Source organism: Actinophytocola sp., assembly GCF_009379765.1.
Taxonomy (GTDB): domain Bacteria; phylum Actinomycetota; class Actinomycetes; order Mycobacteriales; family Pseudonocardiaceae; genus Actinophytocola.
Map to the genome: position 1 here is coordinate 1 of NZ_WHTD01000067.1, position 23,093 is coordinate 23,093.

The window sequence follows — 23,093 nt, forward strand, 5'->3', positions numbered from 1 at the left end:
CCGAACCTGCCCGCCGACGAGCTGCCCGACGGCAACACCGAGGACGACGCCGAGGAGGTCGGCCGCTGGGGCGAAGTGCCGGCGTTCGACTTCGAGCCGGCCGACCATGTCGATCTCGGTGAGCGGCTGGGCATCCTGGACCTCACCCGCGCCACCAAGCTCTCGGGCCCGCGGTTCTCGGTGCTGCGCGGCGCCGGTGCCCGGCTGGAGCGCGGTATCGCCGAGTTCCTGCTGGAGCTGCACACCGAGCGGCACGGCTACACCGAGTTCTCGGTCCCGGTCATCGTCAACCGGCCGACGATGACCGGGACGGGCCAGCTGCCCAAGTTCGAGGCGGACCTCTTCCGCACCGGCGTCGCGGACCGGGAGCTGTTCCTCATCCCCACCGCCGAGGTGCCGCTCACGAACCTGCACGCGAGCGAGACGCTCACCGCGGAGGACCTGCCGCTCGCCTACACCGCACACACGCCCTGCTTCCGCTCGGAGGCCGGCTCGTACGGCAAGGACACCCGCGGGCTGATCCGGCTCCACCAGTTCTCGAAGGTCGAGCTGGTCCGGTTCTGCACCGAGGAGCGGGCCGCGGCCGAGCTGGAGCTGTTGCGGGAGCACGCGGAGACCGCGCTGCGGGAGCTGGACCTGGCCTACCGGGTGGTGAAGCTCGCCGCGGGCGACGTCGGGTTCTCCGCCCGGTTCACCTACGACATCGAGGTGTGGCTGCCCGGCCAGCAGCGCTACCGGGAGGTCTCGAGCGTGTCGGACTTCGGCACGTTCCAGGCCCGCCGGGCCGGCATCCGCACCAAGGCCAAGGACGGCACCCGCGCGTTCGCCAACACGCTCAACGGCTCCGGTCTCCCGATCGGTCGCACCCTGGTCGCCGTCCTCGAGCAGAACCAGCGGGCGGACGGCTCGATCCGGATGCCGGCGGCGCTGGTGCCGTACGTGCGGTTCGAGCGGATCAACGCGGACGGCTCCACCGACTGAGCGTCACCGGGATGGCATACCGTGGTGTCGTGACCGAGAACGAGCCCATCGACCCGCGGGAGCTGCGGGTGTCCGACGCGGAGCGGTCGCACGTGGTCAGCGTGCTGCAGAAGGCGATCGGCCACGGGATGCTGTCGCTCGACGAGTTCACCGCGCGCACCGACATCGCGCTCGCGGCCAAGACCCGCGGCGAGCTGAACGCCGTGCTCGTCGACCTGCCGGGAGTCACCCACCAGGACCCGAACGCGCCGGTGCGCGAGAAGCCGGTGGAGCTGCGGGCCAACATGTCGACCCTCAAGCGGGTCGGGCGGTGGACGGTGCCGCGCGAGCTGATCGTCCGCAACAGGCTGGGCTCGACCGAGCTGGACTTCAGCGAGGCCGAGATCGAGCACGCCGAGGTGCGGATCGTCCTGGACGTCAGCGGTGGCTCGGTGAAGCTGCTGCTGCCCGAGCGCGCGTCCGCCGTGACGGACGAGGTCACCGTGAACGCCGGCGCCGTCAAGGACAAGGTCGGCAGCGGCGGCGGACGGCCGCGGTTCGTGCTCGCCGGCACCGTCACCATGGGCTCGCTGCACCTGCGCCGGGCCAGCTACGTGCGGATCGGGAGCCTGTTGTTCCGGTCGCCGTGGAAGATCAGCCGCGCCGCGGACTGAGGACGACTCTATTTCGGAGGAATGCGTGAAGGCTCTGGTCAAGGCCGCCCGGGGTCCTGGTCTGGAGCTCACCGAGGTCCAGGAGCCCGAGCCAGGACCCAACGACGTCAAGCTGCGCGTGCTGCGCACCGGCATCTGCGGGACGGACCTGCACATCGAGTCGTGGGACGAGTGGGCCGCGGCCACGATCGAGCCGCCGCTGGTGTTGGGGCACGAGTTCGTCGGCGAGGTCGTCGCCGTCGGCGCCGCGGTCACCAAGGTGACGGTGGGCGATCTGGTCAGCGGTGAGGGCCATCTGATCTGCGGAACATGCCGCAACTGCAAGGCCGGCCGGCGGCACCTCTGTGCGAACACGGTCGGCCTCGGCGTGCAGACGGCCGGCGCGTTCGCCGAGTACACGGTGCTGCCCGAGCAGAACGCCTGGGTGCACACCCACCACGTCGACCTGGACGTGGCCGCGATCTTCGACCCGTTCGGCAACGCCGTGCACACCGCGCTGTCGTTCCCGGTGCTCGGTGAGGACGTGCTGATCACCGGCGCCGGCCCGATCGGGCTGATGGCCGCCGCGGTCGCCAAGCACGCGGGCGCCCGGCACGTGGTGATCACCGACGTGAGCGAGCCGCGGCTGGAGCTGGCCCGCAAGATCGGCGTGGACCTGGCGCTGGACGCCAGCCGGCACGCGATCGGCGAGATCTACCCGGAGCTCGACATGTCCGAGGGCTTCGATGTCGGCATGGAGATGTCCGGTCAGCCGGCCGCGCTCCGCGAGATGATCGCGAACATGACCCACGGCGGGCGGATCGCGATGCTCGGCCTGCCGGCGACGGAGATCGCGGTCGACTGGAGCCGGGTCGTGCTCAAGATGCTGACCATCAAGGGCATCTACGGCCGGGAGATGTTCGAGACCTGGTACGCCATGTCCGTCCTGCTCCAGGCGGGGCTGGACATCTCACCGGTGATCACCCACCGCTTCGCCCACACCGACCACGCCGAGGCGTTCGCCACCGCGCGCGAAGGCCGGTGCGGCAAGGTGATCCTCGACTGGACCTCGGACGGAAAGGCGGCCTGATGTACGGCGCGATGCGGCAGGGGCTGCGGGCGGAGCTCGACGAGATCCGCGCGGCCGGGCTGTACAAGGCGGAACGGGTGATCAGCACCCCGCAGAACGCGGCCGTACGGGTCGGCGACTCGGCGGCGGTGCTGAACTTCTGCGCCAACAACTACCTGGGTCTCGCCGACCATCCGGCGCTCGTCGCGGCGGCCAAGGAGGCGTTGGACCGCTGGGGTTTCGGGATGGCGTCGGTGCGGTTCATCTGCGGGACACAGGAGCCGCACAAGCAGCTCGAGCGCGCGTTGTCCGGCTTCCTGTCGACCGAGGACACGATCCTCTACAGCTCGTGCTTCGACGCGAACGCCGGCCTGTTCGAGACGCTGCTCGGCGACGAGGACGCGGTGATCTCCGACGAGCTCAACCACGCGTCGGTCATCGACGGCATCCGGCTCTGCAAGGCCCGCAGGCTGCGGTACAAGAACCGCGACATGGCCGACCTCGAGCGGCAGCTGAAGGAGGCGGCGGACGCCCGGTACCGGCTGGTCGCCACCGACGGCGTGTTCTCGATGGACGGGTACCTCGCGCCGCTCGACGAGATCTGCGCGCTCGCCGAGGCGCACGACGCGCTGGTGATGGTCGACGACTCGCACGCGGTCGGGTTCGTCGGGCCGACCGGCCGGGGCACCCCCGAGCTGTTCGGCGTGGCGGACCGGGTGGACGTGGTCACCGGCACGCTGGGCAAGGCGCTCGGCGGGGCCAGCGGCGGCTACACCACCGGGCGGGCGGAGATCGTCGAGATGCTGCGGCAGCGGTCCCGGCCGTACCTGTTCTCGAACTCGCTCGCGCCGTCGATCACCGCCACCGCACTCGCCACGCTGGACCTGCTGGCGTCCTCGGGTGAGCTGCTGGAGCGGCTGCGGGCGAACACCGCGCTGTTCCGGTCCCGGATGACCGACGCCGGGTTCGACCTGCTGCCGGGTGAGCACCCGATCATCCCGGTGATGATCGGCGACGCGGCGCTGGCCGGCCGGATGGCGGACCTGCTCCTGGCCCAGGGCGTGTACGTGGTCGGGTTCTCCTACCCCGTCGTGCCGCACGGCAAGGCCCGGATCCGGACCCAGATGTCGGCCGCCCACACCACTGAGGACGTCAACCGCGCGGTCGACGCGTTCATAACGGCGAGGCAACAGATATCCGTCAAGTGACGGATGTTTCACCCTTCCGATGGAACGAGACTTCCTGAGTCCGATCGGCCGCCCCACGGCTCGCATTTTGGCTCCGAGATGAGCACGCTGAGCAGTCACTCGGACACGGCAACTGCGGATTCGTGCGCAAGTGCTAACGATTAGTTAGCACGCGCGGACCTTGATGCCACAATGTTCGACAACTCTGACACGTGACGTCGAAGGGCGACCGGAAGCGTCACAACATCAGAGCCCCCACGCCGGCGGAGCATGCCAGCGTCGGGGCCCGGCCGGCCCAGCAGGCAATGGCCGGGCTTCGCGCCGCCGGTACCGGTCGCGTAGCCCCCCGAGCGATTGGTGCCGGCGGCGCGGTCCCACCCCTGCTGGTCCGCACCCACGCCGGTGCGTCTTCGCGCCGCCGGGACCGGTCGCGTACCTCCCCCTCCGCGACCGGGACCGGCGGCGCGTTCCTTCGCCCTCGGCGCCTACAGGACCACGTTCACCAGGCGGCCCGGGACCACGATCACCTTGCGGGGCTCGCCGCCGTCGACCAGGGCGGCGATGCGGTCCTCGGCCAGGGCGGCGGCGCGTACCTCGGCCTGGTCGGCCGACGCGGGGACGGTGACCCGGGAGCGGACCTTGCCGTTGACCTGGATCGGGTACTCGACTGTCTCCTCGACCAGGTAGCGCTCGTCCGCCCGCGGGAACGGGCCGTGGGCCAGCGAGGTGTCGTGGCCCAGGGCGGACCACAGCTCCTCGGCGACGTGCGGGCACAGGGGGGCCAGCATCAGCACCATCGGCTCCACCACCGCGCGCGGGCACGGCCGGGACCCGTACACCTTCGTCACGTGGTTGTTCAGCTCGATCAGCTTCGCGCCCGCCGTGTTGAAGCGCATGTTCGCGTAGTCCGCGTGCACGCCGGCGATGGCCTTGTGCAGCGCGCGCAGCGTCGCCTCGTCCGGTGCCTCGTCGCTGACCCGGACCTCGCCGGTGGTCTCGTCGACCACGTTGCGCCACATGCGCTGCAGGAACCGCTGGGCGCCGACGACATCCTTCGTGGCCCACGGCCGGGACACGTCCATCGGACCCATCGCCATCTCGTAGAACCGGAACGTGTCGGCGCCGTAGCGCTCGCACATCTCGTCCGGGGTGACGACGTTCTTCAAGCTCTTGCCCATCTTGCCGTACTCCTGGCGGACCTCCTGGCCCTGCCAGCGGAACTTCCCGTCCACTTCGGACACTTCCTCGGCCGGCACGTGGACGCCACGGGCGTCGGTGTAGGCGTAGGCCTGGATGTAGCCCTGGTTGAACAGGCGCCGGTAGGGCTCCGACGCGGACACGTGACCCAGGTCGAACAGCACCTTCTGCCAGAACCGCGAGTACAGCAGGTGCAGCACCGCGTGCTCGATGCCGCCGACGTACAGGTCGACACCGCCCGGGTCGGCCGGACCGTGCACCGCGGGTTGCGGACCCAGCCAGTACGCCTCGTTCGCCGGCTCGCAGAACCGCTCGTCGTCGGTGGGATCCACGTAGCGCAGCTGGTACCAGCACGAACCCGCCCACTGCGGCATGACGTTGGCGTCGCGGCGGTAGCGCTTCTTGCCCTCACCCAGGTCCAGCTCGACCTCGATCCACTCCGTGGCGCGCGACAGCGGCGGCGACGGCTCGGTGTCGGGGTCGTTCGGGTCGAACGTGCGGGGGGAGTAGTCGTCGACCTCGGGCAGCTCCACCGGCAGCATGCTGTCGGGCAGCGGGACCGGCAGGCCGTCCTCGTCGTAGACGACGGGGAACGGCTCGCCCCAGTACCGCTGCCGCGCGAACAGCCAGTCGCGCAGCTTGTACTGCAGCCTGCCCTCGCCGTGGCCGTGCTCGGCCAGCCACTCGGTGATCGTCTTCTTGGCCTCGTCGATGTACATCCCGTCCAGGCTGATTCCATCTTCTTGGCGCGAGTTGACCGACGGCCCGTCACCGGCGTAGGCCTGCCCGTCGAAGCCGTCGCCGGGGTGCACGGTGCGAATGATCGGCAGCCCGATCTCGGTCGCGAAGTCCCAGTCGCGCTGGTCCTCGCCGGGCGAGATGCCGATCGCGCCGGTGCCGTAGCCCATCAGCACGTAGTCCGCGGCGAACACCGGGACCTGCGCGCCGTTGACCGGGTTCGTGGCGAACGCGCCGACGAACACACCGGTCTTGTCCTTGTTCTCCTGGCGGTCCAGCTCCGACTTCCGCGACGTGGCACGGCGGTAGGCGGCGACCGCCTCGGCGGGCGTGGCCGCGCCGCCGGTCCACCGCTCGTCGACGCCGTCGGGCCACTCCGCCGGTGTGATCAGGTCCACCAGCGGGTGTTCCGGCGCCAGCGCCAGGCCGACGTTGCCGAACAGGGTGTCCGGGCGAGTGGTGAACACCTCGATCGCCGGGTCGGCGTCCTTGTCACCGACGGCGAACCGGACGTGCGCGCCCGACGAGCGGCCGATCCAGTTGCGCTGCATCGTCTTGACCTTCTCCGGCCAGTCCAGCCGGTCCAGGTCGTCGATCAGGCGGTCGGCGTACGCGGTGATCCGCATCATCCACTGGCGCAGGTTCTTGCGGAACACCGGGAAGTTGCCGCGGTCGCTGCGACCGTCCGCGGTGACCTCCTCGTTGGCCACCACCGTGCCCAGACCCGGGCACCAGTTGACCGGCGCCTCGGACTGGTACACCAGCCGGTACGAGTCGATGATCTGCCGCTGCTCGACGCGGGTCAGCTCGCACCAGCCCCGACCGTCCGGAGTGGACCGCTTGTCCTGCGCGAACTCCGCCTCCAGCTCGACGATCGGCCGGGCCTTGTTCTGCTTCTCGTCGAACCAGGAGTTGTAGATCCGCAGGAAGATCCACTGTGTCCAGCGGTAGTAGGTCAGGTCGGTGGTGGCGATGCGGCGCCGCTCGTCGTGGCCCAGGCCCAGCCGGCGGATCTGGCTCAGGTAGCGCTGGATGTTGTCCTCGGTGGTCTTGCGCGGGTGCTGGCCGGTCTGCGCCGCGTACTGCTCGGCCGGCAGCCCGAACGCGTCGAAGCCCATGGTGTGCAGCACGTTGCGCCCGGTCATCCGGTGGTAGCGGGCGAAAACGTCGGTGCCGATGAACCCCAGCGGGTGGCCGACGTGCAGCCCCGCACCGGACGGGTAGGGGAACATGTCCTGCACGAACAGCTTGTCAGTAGGCAGATCACCGGGCACGTCGCCGGCCAGCGGACCGACCGGGTTGGGCGCGTGGAACGTGCCGCGCTCCTCCCAGTAATGCTGCCACCGCGTCTCGATGGAGTTGGCCAGCGCGGCCGTGTAGCGGTGGGCCGGCACGGACTCAGGGCCGGTGCTCGCCTCGGCGGCGTCGCTCATCGTGGGTCCTTCCCTGGTGCTTGCTCCGAACACAACAAAACCCCTCTGCCATCAGGCATGAGGGGTTCGCCGCGCCAACCGTCGGTCAGCGCGGCCGGCTAAGGAGCAGGCGTCCGGTGCTCATAGCACCAGGATACCGCGCACGCCAACCCCGATTCCGGCCGCCGGTCGCGGACCGCCCACGGCTCTTGCGACCAAGCGAAACCCGGCGTACTCGCGCGCGTGCGCAACTCAAGAAACGCAACGCCCCCACCCTCTCCGGGGGCACCCCTCAGCGTCAGTCTATCGGTGGGGGGTGACGGGGGTGGGGTTGTCGATCTTGGTTGTGGACAGCTCGTCGGGTTGTGGACAACCTGGGCGGCGGGTGGTGTCGCACCCGCGGGTGCTTACCATCGGGTCGTGCATCTTCTCGGGCTCGTTCCGCTGGTTGTCGGTCTCGTGGTCGGCTTCGTCGGGGTTCTCGGGTGGCGGGAGCGGCTGCCGCGGAACCGCTTCGGGGGCGTCCGTACCCCTGCCACGCTGCGCGACGACGAGACCTTCCGGGTGGCCAACAAGGTCGCCGGACCGCCGATCTCCGTGGCCGGGCTGGTCGGGGTCGTCAGCGGCGCGGTGGGGCTGAGCGCCGGGCCGGTCGTCACGATCGTCGGGTTCGTCGGGATGTTCGGCATCGCGGCCGCGGGCGGGGTGCTCGGGCACCGGGTCGCCGAGGCCGTGCCGGCGCCGGCGCTGCCGGCGGGGTGCAAGGGCTGCACGTGCGGCGGGTGTGACATCGCCGCGGCGGTCAAGGGGTCAGTTGGTGCGAACGTCGCCGGGGTGGGTGGCGAGTAGCGCCAGCGGCATCCCCTGGCGGCGCAGCACCCGACCCCAGAGGTCCTGGTCGGCCGGGGCCAGCACGTCGTTCGGCAGGGCCGGCACCACGATCCAGTCGCCGCGCTCGATCTCGCCCGCGACCTGGCCGACGTCCCAGCCCGCATAGCCGGCGAACACCCGCAGGCCCTTGAACTTGGGCACCAGCACGTCGGGGTCCGCGTCGAGGTCGACCAAGGCCACCGGGCCGCGGACGCCGATGAGCCCCTTGACCCCGTTCGGTTCCTCGCCGGTGCGCAGCGCCGCCAGGCACAACGCCGTCTTCTGCTCCACCGGGCCGCCCACGAACACCGAGCCGGGGTTCGTCACGTGTGGACCCCAGTTGGGCAGGACATCGTCGACGGGAACTTCGCTCGGCCGGTTCAGGACCACGCCGAGTGTGCCCTCACCACGGTGGTCGATCACGAACACCACGGTGCGGCGGAAGTTGGAGTCCGTCAGGCTGGGCGCCGCCACGAGCAGCGTCCCCGGCTCCACGGCTGCATCGGGGGCGTCGGATCGCACAGGCACATGTTCCCACCCGTCGAGCGGGAATCCAGCGGCCGTATGGCTGTCGGGGAACAATGGGCTGTGCCGGCTCGTTCGAGCAGGTGTGGAGCGCCATTGAGTCCCCCGGGCCCAACCAGAACCGCCGTCGTGGAACACCGTCCGGCTGGAGCCACGACGCGCAACACGCCGTGAGGCGACCGGGTGCTTCAGCCGACGAAGGGCGTGCGTCCGCAGGGCGCACGCCCTTCGGGCTTTCCGGGGCGCGCCGTAGGCTGAGAGATCGTGAGCACATCGGCGCGGGACGAGATCACCCACACGGGTGACTCCGAATCCGCCCACCACCTCCGGATCGGCCCGCGCCGGCTGCTGGCGTTCGACGGGTTCCGCCGCCTGCTCCTGTCCCGGTTCGCCTCGCAATGGGGCGACGGCCTGTTCCAGACCGGGCTCGCCGGCGCCGTCGTGTTCAACCCCGAGCGGGCCGTCTCGCCGCAGGAGATCGCCGTCGGGTTCGTGGTGCTCCTCCTCCCGTACTCGATCATCGGGCCGTTCGCCGGGGCGTTGCTCGACCGCTGGGACCGCCGCCGGGTGCTGGTCGCGGCCAACCTGCTGCGCGGCGTGCTCATCCTCGTGTCCGCCCTCTGCGTGGCCACCGGGGTCGCCGGGGTGCCGCTGGCGATGCTCGCGCTGGTGGTGATCGGGATCAGCCGGTTCGTCGGCGCCGGGCTCTCCGCCTCGCTCCCGCACGTCGTGCCGGTGCCCAACCTCGTCGAGGCGAACGCGTTGTCGGTCACTCTCGGCGCGGTCGTGTCGGTCATCGGGGCCGGGTGCGCGGTCGGCCTGCGGGCGCTGTTCGGCGAGGGCGACGCGGGCTCCGGGCTCACCACCGCGATCGCCGTGGTCGGGTCGGTGCTGGCCGCGGGGCTCGCGGCGCGGTTCGCCAGAGGCGCGCTCGGTCCGGACGAGGTCGACGAGCCGGCCACCGCGCTGGCCGCGGTCGCCAACGGGCTGTTCGACGGCGCGCGGGTCGCGGCCCGCACGCCGAGCGTGGCGGCCGGGTTCTGCGCGCTGCTCGCGCACCGGGCCTCCTTCGGCATCTCGCTGCTGCTCACCGTGCTGCTGATGCGCTTCAGCTTCGAGGACTTCGGGCCGATCGAGGCGGGCCTGCCCGGGCTCGGCGTGATACTCGGCTGCGGCGCGATCGGCATCTTCGTCGCGGGGATGACCACCGCCCGGCTGGTTACCGGCCTCGGCCGCAAGCGGACCGTCATCGGCGCGCTCGCCATCGCGGCGGTCGCCCAGCTCGGGCTCGGCCTGCCGATGATCATGCCGACCGCGCTGGTCGCCGCGTTCCTCATCGCCTGCGCAGGCCAGGTGGTCAAGCTGTGCGTGGACGCCGCGGTGCAGCGCGACATCGGCGACGAGACCCGCGGCCGGGTGTTCGCGCTCTACGACATGCTGTTCAACATCACCCAGGTAGTGGCCGTCGGGATCGCGGCCGCGGTGATCCCCGCCAACGGCGAGTCGCCGACGCTGATCGTCGCCGCGACCGTGCTCTACCTGGTCGGCATGGTGGGCTTCGAGCTCGTCACTCGCCGGGGGGCGGCGGCGGAGCCTCGGCCGACGGCGTGATGCCCTGCTCGGCGGCCCACCGGCGCAGCTCAGCGACCGCCTCGTCGTGCTCGAGCGGACCGCGGTCCAGGCGCAGGTCCTTGAGGAACCGCCACGCCTGGCCGACCAGTGGCCCCGGCGGCAGGCCCAGCAGCCGCATGATCTCGTTGCCGTCCAGGTCCGGGCGCACCCGCGCCAGGTCCTCCTCGGCGGCGATCCGGGCGATCCGCTCCTCGAGGCCGTCGTAGGTGCGCCGCAGCGCCGCGGCCTTGCGTCGGTTGCGGGTGGTGCAGTCCGCCCGCACCAGCTTGTGCAGCCGGGACAGCAGCGGGCCCGCGTCGGTGACGTAGCGGCGCACGGCCGAGTCGGTCCACTCGCCGCGGCCGTAGCCGTGGAAACGCAGGTGCAGGAACACCAGCTGGGCGACGTCCTCGGTGACGTCCTTCGAGTACCGCAAGGCCCGCAAGCGCTTGCGAACCATCTTCGCGCCGACCACCTCGTGGTGGTGGAAGCTCACCCCGCCGCCCTCGATGTGCCGCCGGGTCGCAGGCTTGCCGATGTCGTGCAGCAGCGCCGCGAGCCGCAGCACGAGGTCGGGCTCGGTGTCCGGCTCCTCGAGGTCGATCGCCTGGTCGAGCACGACGAGCGAGTGCTGGTAGACGTCCTTGTGCTGGTGGTGCTCGTCGATCTCCAGCCGCATCGCCGGGACCTCGGGCAGCACGTGCTCGGCGAGGCCGGTGTCGACCATCAGCTCCACGCCGCGCCGCGGGTGGCGCCCGCACAGCAGCTTCGACAGCTCCACCTGGATCCGCTCGGCCGTGATCCTGCCGAGCTCGTCGCGCATCTCGCCGATCGCGGTCAGCACCCGGGGCTCCACGGTGAAGCCGAGCTGGCTGGCGAACCGGGCCGCGCGCATCATCCGCAGCGGGTCGTCGGCGAAGGACTCCTGCGGGGTCGCGGGGGTGTCGAGGCGCCGCTCGGCCAGCGCGGACAGCCCGTCATGCGGGTCGACGAATGTCTTTGTAGACAAGTCGACTGCCATCGCGTTGACCGTGAAGTCGCGCCTGACCAGGTCTTCTTCGATCGAGTTGCCGAAACGGACCTCGGGGTTGCGGCTCATCCGGTCGTAGGTGTCCGACCGGAACGTGGTGATCTCGCAAGCTGTCCCGTGCCGGCGCGCGCCGACCGTCCCGAACGCTATCCCGGTGTCCCAGACCGCCTCCGCCCACCCCGCCACGAGCCGCTGCACCTGTTCCGGGCGGGCGTCGGTGGCGAAGTCCAGGTCGTTGCCCAGCCGGCCGAGTACCGCGTCCCGGACGCTCCCGCCGACGAGGTACAGGCGATGCCCAGCCGAGGCGAACCGCTCCGCGAGCTCGTCCGCGACCGGGAAGCGCAGGCGCTCGACCACCGCATCGGGTACGGCGTCGGGTTGGGTCAGGTTTGACACGATGGACGAGCGTATCTGGCGTGCGGCCGGCGGCCGGTCCCACCACTGGGCCGGACCACGCCGCGAACCACCGACCCGGCGGGCGGCGCCACACTACGATCTAGTTCATGCCCTCGTCGTCCGGCAGGCCCCGGGGCGCCCGGTCGGGGCGCCGCGGTCGACGCCGCGGGCGCCGGATGGCCGCGGTCGACGAGACGTCGGCAGGTGGAGTGGTGATCAGTACGGACCGGACGAAGGTCGCGCTCATCGGTCGCCTGGACCGGCGCGGCCGGCTGCTCTGGTCACTGCCGAAGGGACATATCGAGGAGGGCGAGACGCCCGAGCGGACCGCGGTGCGAGAGGTCTCGGAGGAGACCGGCATCCTGGGCGAGATAATTCGACCACTGGGCACCATCGACTACTGGTTCGTCGCCGACCGCCGCCGGATCCACAAGACCGTCCACCATTTCCTGATGGCGGAGCGCGGCGGCGAGCTGTCCGACGACGACGTCGAGGTGACCGAGGTGGCCTGGGTCCCCCTCGACGAGCTGGAGGAGCGGCTTGCCTACGCCGACGAGCGCCGGCTGGTGCTGCGCGCGCTCGAACTGCTGGAGGTCGGCACGGCCGGCGACGGCGCGTCCGCCGAGAACGCCGGTGATGCCGTTTCCGACACCGCTCCCGCCGAGGAGCCGGCCAAGGCGGACGGGGGCTGAGCCGGCATGACGAGGTGGAAGGCGGGCGCAGGGCTCCTCGCGACGGCGTTCCTGGCACTCGGTCCGGTCGTTCCCGCCGGCGCGGACCCCATCGGCGTCCCGGTGCCACCCGCGCAGGGCGCACCGACACTGCTGCGGCTCGAGGTCGACACGATGACCCCGCGGATCGTCACCGCGGGGACTCCGCAGCTCACGGTCACCGGCCGGGTCACCAACACCGGCGACCGGCGGGTGGACGACATCCGGGTCAAGGTGCAGCGCGGCGAGCCGGTGGAGAGCGACCGCGACCTGCGTGACCTGCCGGGCCTCGCCACCGACTCGGCCAGCTCCCCGTTCGCGGACGTCGCGAGATCGCTCGCCCCGGGTGACACGGCTCCGGTGTCGGTGACCGTCCCGGTCCGCGGCGTCGAGCAGTCACTCGCGCTCACCCAGCCGGGCGTCTACCCGGTGCTCGTGAACGTGAACGGCCGGCCGGACTACGGCGGCCAGGCCCGCCTCGCCGAGGTGTCGCTGCCGCTGCCGGTGCTCTCCGTGCCCAGCGGCCCCTCGACCGCGCCCGACCAGAACCCGCCCAGCGTGACAATCCTCTGGCCGATCCTCGACACCCAGCCGCGCAGGCTGCCCACCAGCAACGGGCAGACCGTGCTCACCGACGACGACCTCGCCGACTCGCTCTCGGTGGGCGGCCGCCTCTACGGCCTGGTCGACGCCGTGGACCAGGCGGCGGCCACGAGCGGCACGCTGCCCCGGTCGCTGTGCTTCGCGGTCGACCCGGACCTGTTGCAGACCGTCTCCGCGATGAGCGCCGGCTACAAGGTGCGCACCGACGACGGCCGCACGGTCAACGGCAAGGGCGCGGTGGTGGCCACCAACTGGCTGGCCCGGCTCGCCGAGCTCACCCACGGCCGCTGCGTGATCTCGGTGCCCTACGCCGACGCCGACCTGGTCGCGCTGTCCCGGTCCGGCGCGGTCGACCTCGCCCAGCTCTCGATCGCCAGCTCCTCGATCGTCGCCGACCTGCTCGGCCCGGTGCAGCCCGCCAAGGAGCTGTTCTGGCCGGCCGGCGGCACCTTCGACCAGCGCACGCTCGTCGACCTGGCCTCCATCGGGCCGACCACCGTGCTCGCCGACCCGGCCCGCCTGCAGAACGTCAAGGGGCAGGCGCCGTACATGCTGAACGGCATCCATACCAACCACCCGGTGCGTGCGCTGCCGATCGACCCGTTGCTGTCCCAGACGCTTTCGGGGCCGGGCGGCAAGGGAGGGTCACTTCAGGACGGGCTCGCCGCGCTGACCTTCCGGACGGTGTTCGACCAGGCGGCGAGCGACCACGTCGTGGTGGCGCCGCCACGCCGGTGGACCGCGTCGGAGACCGAGCTCGGCGGCTATCTCGACCTGGCCCAGCAGCTCTTCGACGGTCGCTTCGCCAACCCGCAGCTCCTGGAGCAGCAGCTGTCCGGCGCGGACCAGGGCACCGCCACGGGCCTCGCCTACACCCCGCAGGACAGCGCCCAGGAGATCCCGCCCTCGGTGAGCGCCGACGTGGTGCGGATCAACACGGTCAAGCGCGACCTGCTCGACGCGATGGACGAGGACAACACCACGAACGTCGACCCGAACGACCTGCTCTCGCCGATGCAGTACGGCCTGCTGCGCGGCATGTCCACGGCCTGGCGCGGCCGCGCGCCGCAGGCCGCGCTGACCGTCGACCGCGTCGACGAGGAGCTCGACGCGCTCCGCGGCAAGGTCGTCGTGAACAACCATGACCGCCCGCTCACGCTCGCCTCCGGCGACAGCCCCATCCCGATCGGCATCAGCAACGGGCTGCCCGTGGCGATCGTGGTGCGCATCCACCTCACCGCGTCGCCCGGCCTGCGGCCCGAGCAGTACCAGGACATCCGGATCCCGGCCGCGAGCGGCATCAGCCGGTACATCCCGGCCGAGGTGATCAGGGCCGGCCGGTTCACCGTCGACGCGCAGCTGACCACACCGGGCGGCACCAAGCTCGGCAGCACCGCGCGGATGGAGCTCACCTCCACGTCCTACGGGATCGTCACGGTCGCGCTCACCGGCGTGGCGGGCGGCGTGCTCGTGCTGCTGACGACCTTCCGGATCTTCCGCCGGGTGCGTACCGCGCGCGCCGGCAGGGCCGGGAACAGCCAGGCTCCCGTTGAGCCCTAGCGGCGGTAGAGAATCATTGACCGTGAGTCGACGAACCGGTGACGCCCAGCCCTCGCTGGCCCGTGCCAGCGGCTCGATGGCGATCGCCACACTGGTCAGCCGCATCACCGGGTTCGCCTGGAAGGTGCAGCTGGCCTGGGTGGCGGGCCTGCTGGTCGTCAACGACTCGTTCACCGTGGCCAACACGCTGCCCAACATCATCTACGAGCTGCTGCTCGGCGGCGTGCTCGCGAGCGTCGTCGTGCCGCTGCTGGTCCGGGCGCAGGACGACCCGGACGGCGGCCAGGCCTACACCCAGCGGCTGCTCACGGTCGGGATGACCATGCTCGCGATCGGCACGGTGATCGCGGTCGCGCTGGCCCCGCTGTTCACCCGGCTGTACATGGACGACTCGACCGGCAACGCCAACGCCGAGCTCGCCACCGCGTTCGCCTACCTGCTGCTGCCGGAGATCGTGTTCTACGGGCTCTTCGCGCTGCTGTCGGCGATCCTGCAGGCCAAGCACGTGTTCGGGCCGACCGCGTGGGCGCCGGTGGTCAACAACCTGATCATCATGGCGACCATCGGGGTCTACGCGATCGTGCCCGGCGAGATCTCGATGAACCCGGTTCGGATGGGCGACGCGAAGCTCCTGGTGCTCGGCATCGGCGTGACGCTCGGCATCGCGGTCCAGGCGCTCGTGCTGCTGCCGGCGCTGCGCCGGATCGGCTTCCGGTTCCGCTGGAACTGGGGGCTGGACGCGCGGCTCAAGGAGTTCGGCGGGCTCGCGCTGTGGATCGTCGGCTACGCGGGGATCAGCCAGATCGGGATGGTCTTCACGACCCGGGTGCTGACCGAGACCGCGGCAGGCGGCGCGGCGATCTACGCGAACGCCTGGCTGCTGTTCCAGCTGCCCTACGGCGTCATCGGGGTGTCCCTGCTGACCGCGATCATGCCCCGGCTGTCGCGGTCCGCCGCGGACGGCGACACCCGCAAGCTCATCGGTGACCTGTCGCTGGCCAGCCGGTTGTCCACGGTGATGCTCGTACCGATCAGCGCGGTGCTCACGATCGCCGGCTCGGCCATCGGCGTCGCCCTGTTCAACTACGGCAACACCGACGTGGCCGACGCCAAGCGGCTCGGTGACGCGCTGGCCTTCTCGGCGTTCGGCATCCTGCCGTTCGCGCTGGTCATGCTGCAGCTGCGGGTGTTCTACGCGATGAAGGACGCGCGGACGCCCACGCTGATCATGATCGTGATGACCGTCGTGAAGATCCCGCTGCTGTTCATGTGCCGTGACCAGCTGCGCCCCGACGACGTGGTGATCGGCGTGATGCTGGTCAACGCGCTGACCTTCGTCGTCGGCGCGGTGCTCGGCCAGATGTGGCTCTGGGTTCGGCTGGGCCGGCTGCAGAGCATGCGGGTCGTCCGGGTGATCGTGCAGAGCGTGGTCGCCGGTGGCGCGGGCGTGCTCGTCGCGTTCGGCCTCACCCTGCTCGTCGACCTGGTTTTGCCGGACAGCTTCGGGGATACCCCCACCGCCTGGGTGAAGCTGATCATCCAGGGCCTGGTCACGACCGTGGTGGCCTTCGGGCTCCTCGCCGTGTTCAAGGTGCCCGAGGTCGCCCCGGCGACGCAACGAATCACCCGACTGGTGCGTCGAGGGTAGGGACGAACAGCAGGAAGAACGTCCCCGACTCACGTAGGCTCGTTCTGATCGGCAGAACACATCGGTGTCCGTCGCGCGATCTTGCCTTGTCGGCTGGGGCGCTGGGCGGGGAGAGTGCAGTGACCACGAGGCGAACCGACTCCCTCACGGGTGAGCTGAGCCCCGGCGGCGGCGCCGGGGACGACTTCCTGCTGCCCGGCGCCGTCATCGGCGACGGTCGCTACCGCCTGCTCGCCCAGTTCGGCGTCGACCAGCGGGCGAACGCCCACCTGTGGCGGGCCCGCGACGGGCAGCTGCGCCGCGACGTCGCGCTCACCGTCCTGGTCGGCGAGCCGGGTGACGCCCGGCGCGCGCAGGATGCCCGCCGCACGCTCGAGCGGGCCGCGCACGCCGCCCGGTTCGCCCATCCCGGCATGGCCCGGGTGCTCGACGTGCTGAGCCTCGGCAACGGCGTCACCGCGGGCGAGGGCCTGCTCGGCATCGTCGTCGCCGACTGGTCGGCCGGCACCGACCTGGTGGACCTCATCGCCGAGCACCCGCTGCCCGCAGCCAACGCCGCCCGCCTCCTCGAACCGCTCGCCTCGGCCGTCGAGCGCGCGCACATCGCCGGGCTGGTCCTCGGCGTCGACCACCCGCAGCGGATCCGGGTCACCCCCGAGGGAGCGCTGCGCCTCGCGTTCCCCGGCCCGCTGCCCGAGGCCGTGCCGCGCGACGACGTCAAGGGCCTCGGCGCGATCCTGTACCTGCTGCTCACCGGTCGTTGGCCGCTGCCGGGCGGCCCGATGGCCATCCCGTCCGCGCCGATCACGCCGGACGGCGCCATCGTCGCCCCCGAATCGCTCAACCCGGTGCCGCACGAGCTGTCCGCGGTCGCGCTGCGCAGCCTCGAGGACACCTCCATCGGCGGCATCCGCACCAGCGCCACGCTGCTGACGGTGCTCGGCCAGGCGGCGGAGTCGGTCGAGCAGACCGAGTTCCTGCGGCCGGTCCTGCCCGGCACCGGCGAGGACGAGGGCGGCCCGGTGTGGACCACCCGCCCGCCGATCCGGGACAAGGCCCGCCGGCGCAAGCTCGCGGTCGGCGTCACCGCGCTCGCCGTGGCCACCGTCGGCGTGCTGGCCTGGGTGGGCATGCTGCTCATCGACTTCTTCGGCGACGACTCCGGCGGCACCGGCAACACGGTGGTGATCAGCGCGCCGCCGCCGGAGCAGGGGCAGACCGCGCCGCCGAAGCCGGAGCCGGCGGGGCCGCTCCAGCCGGCCGAGGTGTCCGAGTACAACCCCGAGGGCACCGAGGACGACGAGAAGAACGCGAGCAACGTGACCGACGGCGACCCGGGCACGCGCTGGGAGACCGACACCTACAAGCAGCAGTTCCCGGCGCTCAAGCCCGGGGTGGGGATCATGGCCTCGTTCGCCGACTCGGCCCGCTTCGCCTCGGTCGTCATCGAGTCGCCGAGCGCCGGCACGTTCGTGGAGATCCGCACCGCGCCATCGGCCGACCCCGAGCTCGCCGACACCAAGGTCATCTCCAAGGGTGAGCTGCAGGGCGGTCGCACGGAGATCCAGCTGCCCAACGCCGAGCCGTCCCAGTACGTGATCGTCTGGATCACCAAGCTGGGTGAGGGCAACAAGTCCGAGCTCGCCGAGGTTCAGTTCATCCGCGCCAAGTGACCTGCCCGGTCGCCCGTCACCGGGTGTCCAGGGCCACACCTCTGGTGGGTAACAAGCGGACCGATATCCTCATCGGGTGACCACCGCCGCCAGCTCGGACGCCGACCTCATCGCGGCGCACGCCGCCGGTGACCCGCGGGCCTTCGCTGAGTTGGTCCGCCGCCACCGGGATCGCATGTGGGCCGTCGCCCTGCGCACGTTGCGTGACCCCGAGGAGGCCTCCGACGCGCTGCAGGAGGCGTTCATCTCCGCGTTCCGCGCGGCCGCCTCGTTCCGGGCGGAGTCGCAGGTCACCACCTGGTTGCACCGGATCGTGGTGAACGCCTGCCTGGACCGGGTGCGCCGCCGCCAGTCCCGCCCCACCGTGCCGCTGCCGGAAACCGGGCCGGGTGAGCCGGCCGCCCCGCGAGACTCGATGTCGGAGCGGGAGACCCGGCTCGTCGTGCAGAACGCGTTGCGCCAGCTCTCGGAGGACCAACGGGTGCCGATCGTGCTGGTGGACGTGGAGGGCTACTCGGTCGCCGAGACCGCCAAGATACTGGGCATCGCCGAGGGCACGGTGAAGAGCCGGTGTGCCCGAGGTCGCGCCAAACTGGCCAAAGTTCTCGGTCATCTCCGGAACCCGGATGCAGATGCGAACGTCCCAGATGGCGCTGTTGAAGGGCGAGGTGTGCCGGTACGGCGCAACTGGGAGGGACGATGACCGACAGCGTGAAAGGGTCGGGTGGCTCGCAACACGGGCCTCCGTGGTCGGTCGACGTGCTCGCCGATCTGCACGCCGGTGTCCTCGACCCGGCGGAGTCCGCACGCCTGTGGCCGCTGGTCAACGCCGATCCGGAGGCTCACGCCGTCCTCATGGCCCTCGACTCGGTCAAGATCGACCTCGGCCGGCTGGGCAACGCCCAGGTCGAGCCGATGCCCGCGCAGTTCGCCGCCCGGCTCGACACCGCGTTGCAGGCTGAGGCCCGCGGTCGGGTCGCCACGGCGCCCACACCGGTTCCACCGCCGCCGGTCGCTCCGGTCGTCGACCTCGCCGCTGCCCGCAAACGCCGCAACCGGATGGCCACGTGGGGTGCCGGCGTCCTCACCGCGGCGGCCGCCGCGGCGGCGATCGCGATCGTGGCCCTGCCGGGCAACGAGACCGGTGGCTCACCGCAGGCCGGCGACGGCGCCAACACTCCGACGAACACCGAGGCACCGGGCGGCAACGCCCAGCCGCCGATGGCGCTGTCCAGCGACAACCTCGCGTCGGCGATCGGCATGCTCACCGATGAGAAGGACTACGGCCGGCTCGAGGACGAGCAGGGCCTGCGGGACTGCCTCGATGCGCTCGACATCACCGCCGGCGACACGGTCGGCGTCCACCCGGTCACCTTCGACAGGGCGGACGGCATCGCGGCGCTGCTGGGCGCGGGCACAGAGCCGGGCAAGTTCCGGCTCGTCGTCGTCGAGCCCACCTGTACCACGGACGACCCCGGCGAGGCGCTCGCCAACGAGGTCGTTCCCTGACGACAAGCGAACCAGACGGCCGCGGGTTACGCCCGCGGCCTTCTTCGTGTGTGCGTGCCGGCCGTCACCCGAGCGGGGCGGAACAACGGGCACATACGATCGTGTTGAAGTCCATGCAAGCCATCGCGACCCGTCCCCGGAGGTCAGATGCCCACCGACAACACCCAACCGCTCCGCGACGTGATCGTCGTCGGCTCCGGCCCGGCCGGCTACACCGCCGCGGTCTATGCCGCGCGGGCACAGCTCGCGCCGCTGGTGTTCGAGGGCACGCAGTTCGGCGGTGCCCTCATGACCACGACCGACGTCGAGAACTACCCGGGCTTCCGCGACGGCATCATGGGCCCCGACCTCATGGAGCAGATGCGCGCGCAGGCCGAGCGGTTCGGCGCCGAGCTGCGAGCCGAGGACGTCGAGGAGATCCAGCTCGAGGGGCCGGTCAAGTACGTCACCGCCAACGGCGTCCGCTACGGCGCCAAGGCGATCGTCCTCGCGATGGGCGCCGCGGCGCGGTACCTGAACGTGCCGGGTGAGCAGAAGCTCCTCGGGCACGGCGTGTCGGCCTGTGCCACCTGCGACGGGTTCTTCTTCCGCGACCAGGACATCGCCGTGGTCGGCGGTGGCGACTCCGCGATGGAGGAGGCCCTGTTCCTCACCAAGTTCGCCCGCTCGGTCACGATCGTCCACCGGCGCCAGGAGTTCCGGGCGTCGAAGATCATGCTGGAGCGCGCGCGGGCCAACGAGAAGATCCGCTGGCAGCTGGACTCCGCGGTCACCGAGGTGCTGGGCGAGGGCTCGGTCAAGGGTGTGCGGCTGCGGAGCACGGTCACCGGCGAGGAGTCCGTGCTGGACGTCACCGGCGTGTTCATGGCGATCGGCCACGACCCGCGCAGCGCCCTGGTCGCCGACCAGCTGGAGCTGGACGAGGACGGCTACGTCCGGACCACGCCGCACACCACCTACACCGACATCGACGGCGTGTTCGCCTCCGGTGACCTGGTGGACCGCACGTACCGGCAGGCCATCACGGCGGCCGGGTCCGGCTGTTCCGCGGCCATCGACGCCGAGCGCTGGCTCGCCGAGCACGACGAGTCGGCCGAGGCGCACGTGGCCCCCGAGCTCGTCGGCGGCGGCTACGCCCCCACGCAGAACTGACTGATCACACCCACAAGGAGAGAACATGGCCGGCAACACCGTCAAAGTGACCGACAGCTCGTTCGCCACCGACGTCCTCGGCAGTGACAAGCCCGTGCTGGTGGACTTCTGGGCGACCTGGTGCGGCCCGTGCCGGATGGTCGCCCCTGTGCTCGAGGAGATCGCCGGCGAGCACGCCGACAAGATCACCGTCGCCAAGCTCGACGTCGACGAGAACCCGACCGTGGCGCGTGACTACCAGGTGCTGTCGATCCCGACGCTGATCGTGTTCAAGGGCGGCGAGGCGGTGAAGCAGATCGTGGGCGCCAAGCCGAAGGCGGCGCTGCTGGCCGATCTGTCCGACTACCTGGGCTGAAAAAACCGCATCTACCTGGGCCGACGCGCAAACCCCGACACCGTTCACGACGTCCAAGCGACGTGGACCGGGTGTCGAGGGTCACCGCGCAGACGCACCACGTGACCCTCCGCGCCGGACGGACACCGGCAAGGCACAATAGTTTCGCAGTCGTCTTGCTGCCGTAGACGTCATCTCGCGCCGACTCGATGTCGGTGCCCGACCCGAGCGAGGGGTGCATGCGGGTACTCCGCCGCGGTGATGGTGGGCCGGCCGTAGCCGAGGTCCGGTCCACACTCGCAGCGCTTGGTCTGCTGCCGTCCAATGGTTCGGGGGACCGGAGCGCGTCGTCGTTCGACGAGACCGTCGAGCACGCGGTGCGTAGTTTCCAGCAACAACGGGGCCTGATCACCGATGGCGTGGTCGGCCCGGCCACCTACCGGGCGCTGCGGGACGCCACCTACCAGCTGGGCGCGCGCCCGCTGGCCTACCTGGTGTCCGCCCCGGTCTCCGGCGACGACGTGCTCACGCTGCAGGAGCGGCTGCTCGAGCTGGGCTTCGACGCCGGCCGCCCCAACGGCGTGTTCGGTGCGCAGACCGAGCACGCGCTGCGCACGTTCCAGGGCGACTACGGCCTCAAGGTCGACGGCATCTGCGGGCCCGAGACGCTGCGCGGGCTGCGCCAGCTGTCCCCGAGGGCCCGGGGCGGCTCGCCGGTGCTGCTGCGCGAGCAGGAGCGGGTCCGCAAGGCCGGCCCGCGCCTGCGCGGCAAGCGGATCGTCATCGACCCGGGCCACGGTGGCCCGGACTCGGGCGTCACCGTCGGCGGCGTTCGCGAGGCCGACCTGGTGTGGGACCTGGCCAGACGCCTGGAGGGCCGCATGGTCGCCACGGGCATGCAGGCGCTCCTGTCCCGCGGGCGCGACCAGTGCCCCACCGAGGCCGACCGGGCCGGCTTCGCCAACGAGGTGGGCGGCGACCTGTTCCTGTCGCTGCACTCGGACGCCAACTCCTCGCCACTGGCCCAGGGGGTGGCCAGCTTCCACTTCGGCACCGCGAGCGGCAGCACCTCCACCATCGGCGAGACGCTCGCCGGCTTCGTCCAGCGCGAGCTGGCCGTGCGCACGGGCCTTCTCGACTGCCACGCGCACCGCAAGACCTGGGACACGCTGCGGCTCACCCGCTGCCCCGCGGTCCGTATCGAGATCGGCTACCTCACCAACCAGGACGACCGCCGCAGGCTGGCCGACCCCGCCTTCCGGGACGTGGTCGCCGAGGGCATCCTGGTGGCCGTCAAGCGGCTCTACCTGCTCGGCGAGAACGACCAGCCCACAGGCACGTTCACCTTCGCCGACGTGCTGCGGCACGAGCTCGCCAAGGCCGAGTAGCCCACAGGGTTATCCACAACATCGGGAGTTGTCCACACGGTGTCTGTGGACAACTCCTTCGCGCGGGTCAGCGCTGCAGCACCGGGCTCGCCGTGGTCACCGTAACGGTGCCCAGGAGCTTCTCCAGGGCTGCTTCGACGTCTTCCTTCCACGAGATGGCGCTGCGCAGCTCCAGGCGCAGACGGGGCCAGCGAGGGTGCTGCCGGACCGTCTTGAAGCCGACGCGCAGGAGGAAGTCGGCGGGGACGACGCAGCAGGGCTCGTCGTCGTCGGGCTTGGCATCGCCGAACGCCTCGATGGCCTTCACGCCGCGGCGGGTGAGGTCCTTGGCCACCGCCTGGACGAGCATCCGGCCCAACCCGCCGCCGCGGAACTCCGGCAGCACGTGGAAGCCCGTGAGCAGCACGGCGTCCGGGCTGGGCGGCGAGGTGGGGAAGGCCGACGCACGGGGCACGGCCGTGGGCGGGGCGTAGAGGACGAACCCCACCGGGAGCTTGTCGCTGTACACGATCCGGCCGCAGGAGCCCCACTCCAGCAGGACGCTGGAGACCCAGGCCTCCTTCTCAAGCTCCGCCGTGCCGAACTCCTCGGCCTGCTCCCGCAGGTGCGGCGCCAGCTCCCAGAACACACACGCTCTGCTGTGTTTGGGCAGATCTTCCAGGTTGTCCAGCGTGACGCCGATGACGCGTCGCGACACCCTGACCTCCCACACGGTGTGCATGCCTCGCGGAGTCGAACCACGCGTTTCACGCGGACCGTGTTACGCGTACCGCACGCCAGGATAAGCCCAGTGCGGCGTGCGGAGAAACAACGCGGGCCGGATATCAGCCCCGGTTACACTCGATTGATCTACCAGCACCATCCGACC

19 protein-coding genes are annotated in these 23,093 nt (G+C 71.1%); 15 read left to right on the forward strand and 4 right to left on the reverse strand.

The features are described from left to right. From serS to GEV28_RS20855, 4 genes are all read left to right on the forward strand, one after another. Positions 1–981: serine--tRNA ligase (gene serS / locus GEV28_RS20840; RefSeq protein ID WP_291413780.1), on the forward strand; the 981-nt coding region annotated here is incomplete at its 5' end. A gap of 29 nt (positions 982–1,010) precedes the next feature. Further along, positions 1,011–1,634 (forward strand): DUF1707 domain-containing protein, encoded by a 624-nt coding sequence (locus GEV28_RS20845; RefSeq protein ID WP_291413781.1) that lies wholly within the window; start codon positions 1,011–1,013, stop codon positions 1,632–1,634. A 25-nt stretch (positions 1,635–1,659) separates the two neighbouring features. Beyond that, positions 1,660–2,703 (forward strand): L-threonine 3-dehydrogenase, encoded by a 1,044-nt coding sequence (tdh, locus tag GEV28_RS20850; protein WP_291413782.1) that lies wholly within the window; start codon positions 1,660–1,662, stop codon positions 2,701–2,703. Beyond that, positions 2,703–3,890 (forward strand): glycine C-acetyltransferase, encoded by a 1,188-nt coding sequence (locus GEV28_RS20855; protein WP_291413783.1) that lies wholly within the window; start codon positions 2,703–2,705, stop codon positions 3,888–3,890. Before tdh ends, GEV28_RS20855 begins: the two co-directional genes overlap by 1 nt. A 464-nt stretch (positions 3,891–4,354) precedes the next feature. On the opposite strand, the gene leuS is transcribed toward GEV28_RS20855, so the two are convergent. Next, positions 4,355–7,237, reverse strand: a complete 2,883-nt coding sequence (leuS, locus tag GEV28_RS20860) for a leucine--tRNA ligase (protein WP_291413784.1) — start codon at positions 7,235–7,237, stop codon at positions 4,355–4,357. 399 nt (positions 7,238–7,636) lie between these two features. Here leuS and GEV28_RS20865 point away from each other — a divergent pair, with 399 nt between their 5' ends. After that, a complete protein-coding gene (locus GEV28_RS20865) occupies positions 7,637–8,065 on the forward strand; it encodes an SdpI family protein (protein ID WP_291413785.1) in 429 nt (142 codons plus the stop codon). Here GEV28_RS20865 and GEV28_RS20870 read toward each other — a convergent pair. Next, a complete protein-coding gene (locus GEV28_RS20870; RefSeq protein WP_291413786.1) occupies positions 8,027–8,614 on the reverse strand; it encodes a YqgE/AlgH family protein in 588 nt (195 codons plus the stop codon). The genes GEV28_RS20865 and GEV28_RS20870 overlap by 39 nt on opposite strands. A gap of 327 nt (positions 8,615–8,941) precedes the next feature. Between GEV28_RS20870 and GEV28_RS20875 the strand changes: the two genes are divergently transcribed. After that, a complete protein-coding gene (locus GEV28_RS20875; RefSeq protein ID WP_291413809.1) occupies positions 8,942–10,222 on the forward strand; it encodes an MFS transporter in 1,281 nt (426 codons plus the stop codon). Here GEV28_RS20875 and GEV28_RS20880 read toward each other — a convergent pair. Beyond that, positions 10,179–11,648, reverse strand: a complete 1,470-nt coding sequence (locus GEV28_RS20880; protein ID WP_367115144.1) for a CCA tRNA nucleotidyltransferase — start codon at positions 11,646–11,648, stop codon at positions 10,179–10,181. The genes GEV28_RS20875 and GEV28_RS20880 overlap by 44 nt on opposite strands. Before the next feature lie 107 nt (positions 11,649–11,755). Here GEV28_RS20880 and GEV28_RS20885 point away from each other — a divergent pair, with 107 nt between their 5' ends. The 9 genes from GEV28_RS20885 (at position 11,756) to GEV28_RS20925 (ending at position 22,225) form a co-directional block, all read left to right on the forward strand. Then, on the forward strand, positions 11,756–12,340 hold the full coding sequence (locus tag GEV28_RS20885; RefSeq protein ID WP_291413787.1) for an NUDIX hydrolase: 585 nt from the start codon (positions 11,756–11,758) through the stop codon (positions 12,338–12,340). 6 nt (positions 12,341–12,346) lie between these two features. After that, a complete protein-coding gene (locus GEV28_RS20890) occupies positions 12,347–14,521 on the forward strand; it encodes a DUF6049 family protein (protein ID WP_291413788.1) in 2,175 nt (724 codons plus the stop codon). A 22-nt stretch (positions 14,522–14,543) separates the two neighbouring features. After that, positions 14,544–16,169 (forward strand): murein biosynthesis integral membrane protein MurJ, encoded by a 1,626-nt coding sequence (gene murJ, locus GEV28_RS20895; RefSeq protein WP_291413789.1) that lies wholly within the window; start codon positions 14,544–14,546, stop codon positions 16,167–16,169. A gap of 119 nt (positions 16,170–16,288) precedes the next feature. After that, the gene (locus GEV28_RS20900; protein WP_367115145.1) at positions 16,289–17,842 is read left to right on the forward strand and encodes a protein kinase family protein; all 1,554 of its coding nucleotides are present in this window, start codon (positions 16,289–16,291) and stop codon (positions 17,840–17,842) included. 76 nt (positions 17,843–17,918) lie between these two features. Further along, positions 17,919–18,545 carry an RNA polymerase sigma factor SigM gene (sigM, locus tag GEV28_RS20905; RefSeq protein WP_291413790.1) on the forward strand — a complete coding sequence of 209 codons (627 nt, stop codon included), beginning with the start codon at positions 17,919–17,921 and terminating at the stop codon, positions 18,543–18,545. Beyond that, positions 18,542–19,351, forward strand: coding sequence for a hypothetical protein (locus GEV28_RS20910; RefSeq protein ID WP_291413791.1), 810 nt, complete (start codon positions 18,542–18,544; stop codon positions 19,349–19,351). The genes sigM and GEV28_RS20910 overlap by 4 nt, the downstream gene beginning before the upstream one ends. A gap of 147 nt (positions 19,352–19,498) precedes the next feature. Then, positions 19,499–20,503: a thioredoxin-disulfide reductase gene (gene trxB / locus GEV28_RS20915; protein WP_291413792.1), complete on the forward strand. Its 1,005-nt coding sequence runs from the start codon at positions 19,499–19,501 to the stop codon at positions 20,501–20,503. 25 nt (positions 20,504–20,528) lie between these two features. Continuing rightward, on the forward strand, positions 20,529–20,858 hold the full coding sequence (gene trxA, locus GEV28_RS20920; protein WP_291413793.1) for a thioredoxin: 330 nt from the start codon (positions 20,529–20,531) through the stop codon (positions 20,856–20,858). Between the two features lie 218 nt (positions 20,859–21,076). Next, positions 21,077–22,225 carry an N-acetylmuramoyl-L-alanine amidase gene (locus tag GEV28_RS20925; protein ID WP_291413794.1) on the forward strand — a complete coding sequence of 383 codons (1,149 nt, stop codon included), beginning with the start codon at positions 21,077–21,079 and terminating at the stop codon, positions 22,223–22,225. A 67-nt stretch (positions 22,226–22,292) separates the two neighbouring features. Here the strand turns inward: GEV28_RS20925 and GEV28_RS20930 are convergent, their stop codons facing one another. Further along, on the reverse strand, positions 22,293–22,922 hold the full coding sequence (locus GEV28_RS20930) for a GNAT family N-acetyltransferase (protein WP_291413795.1): 630 nt from the start codon (positions 22,920–22,922) through the stop codon (positions 22,293–22,295). Between the last annotated feature and the right edge of the window lie 171 nt (positions 22,923–23,093).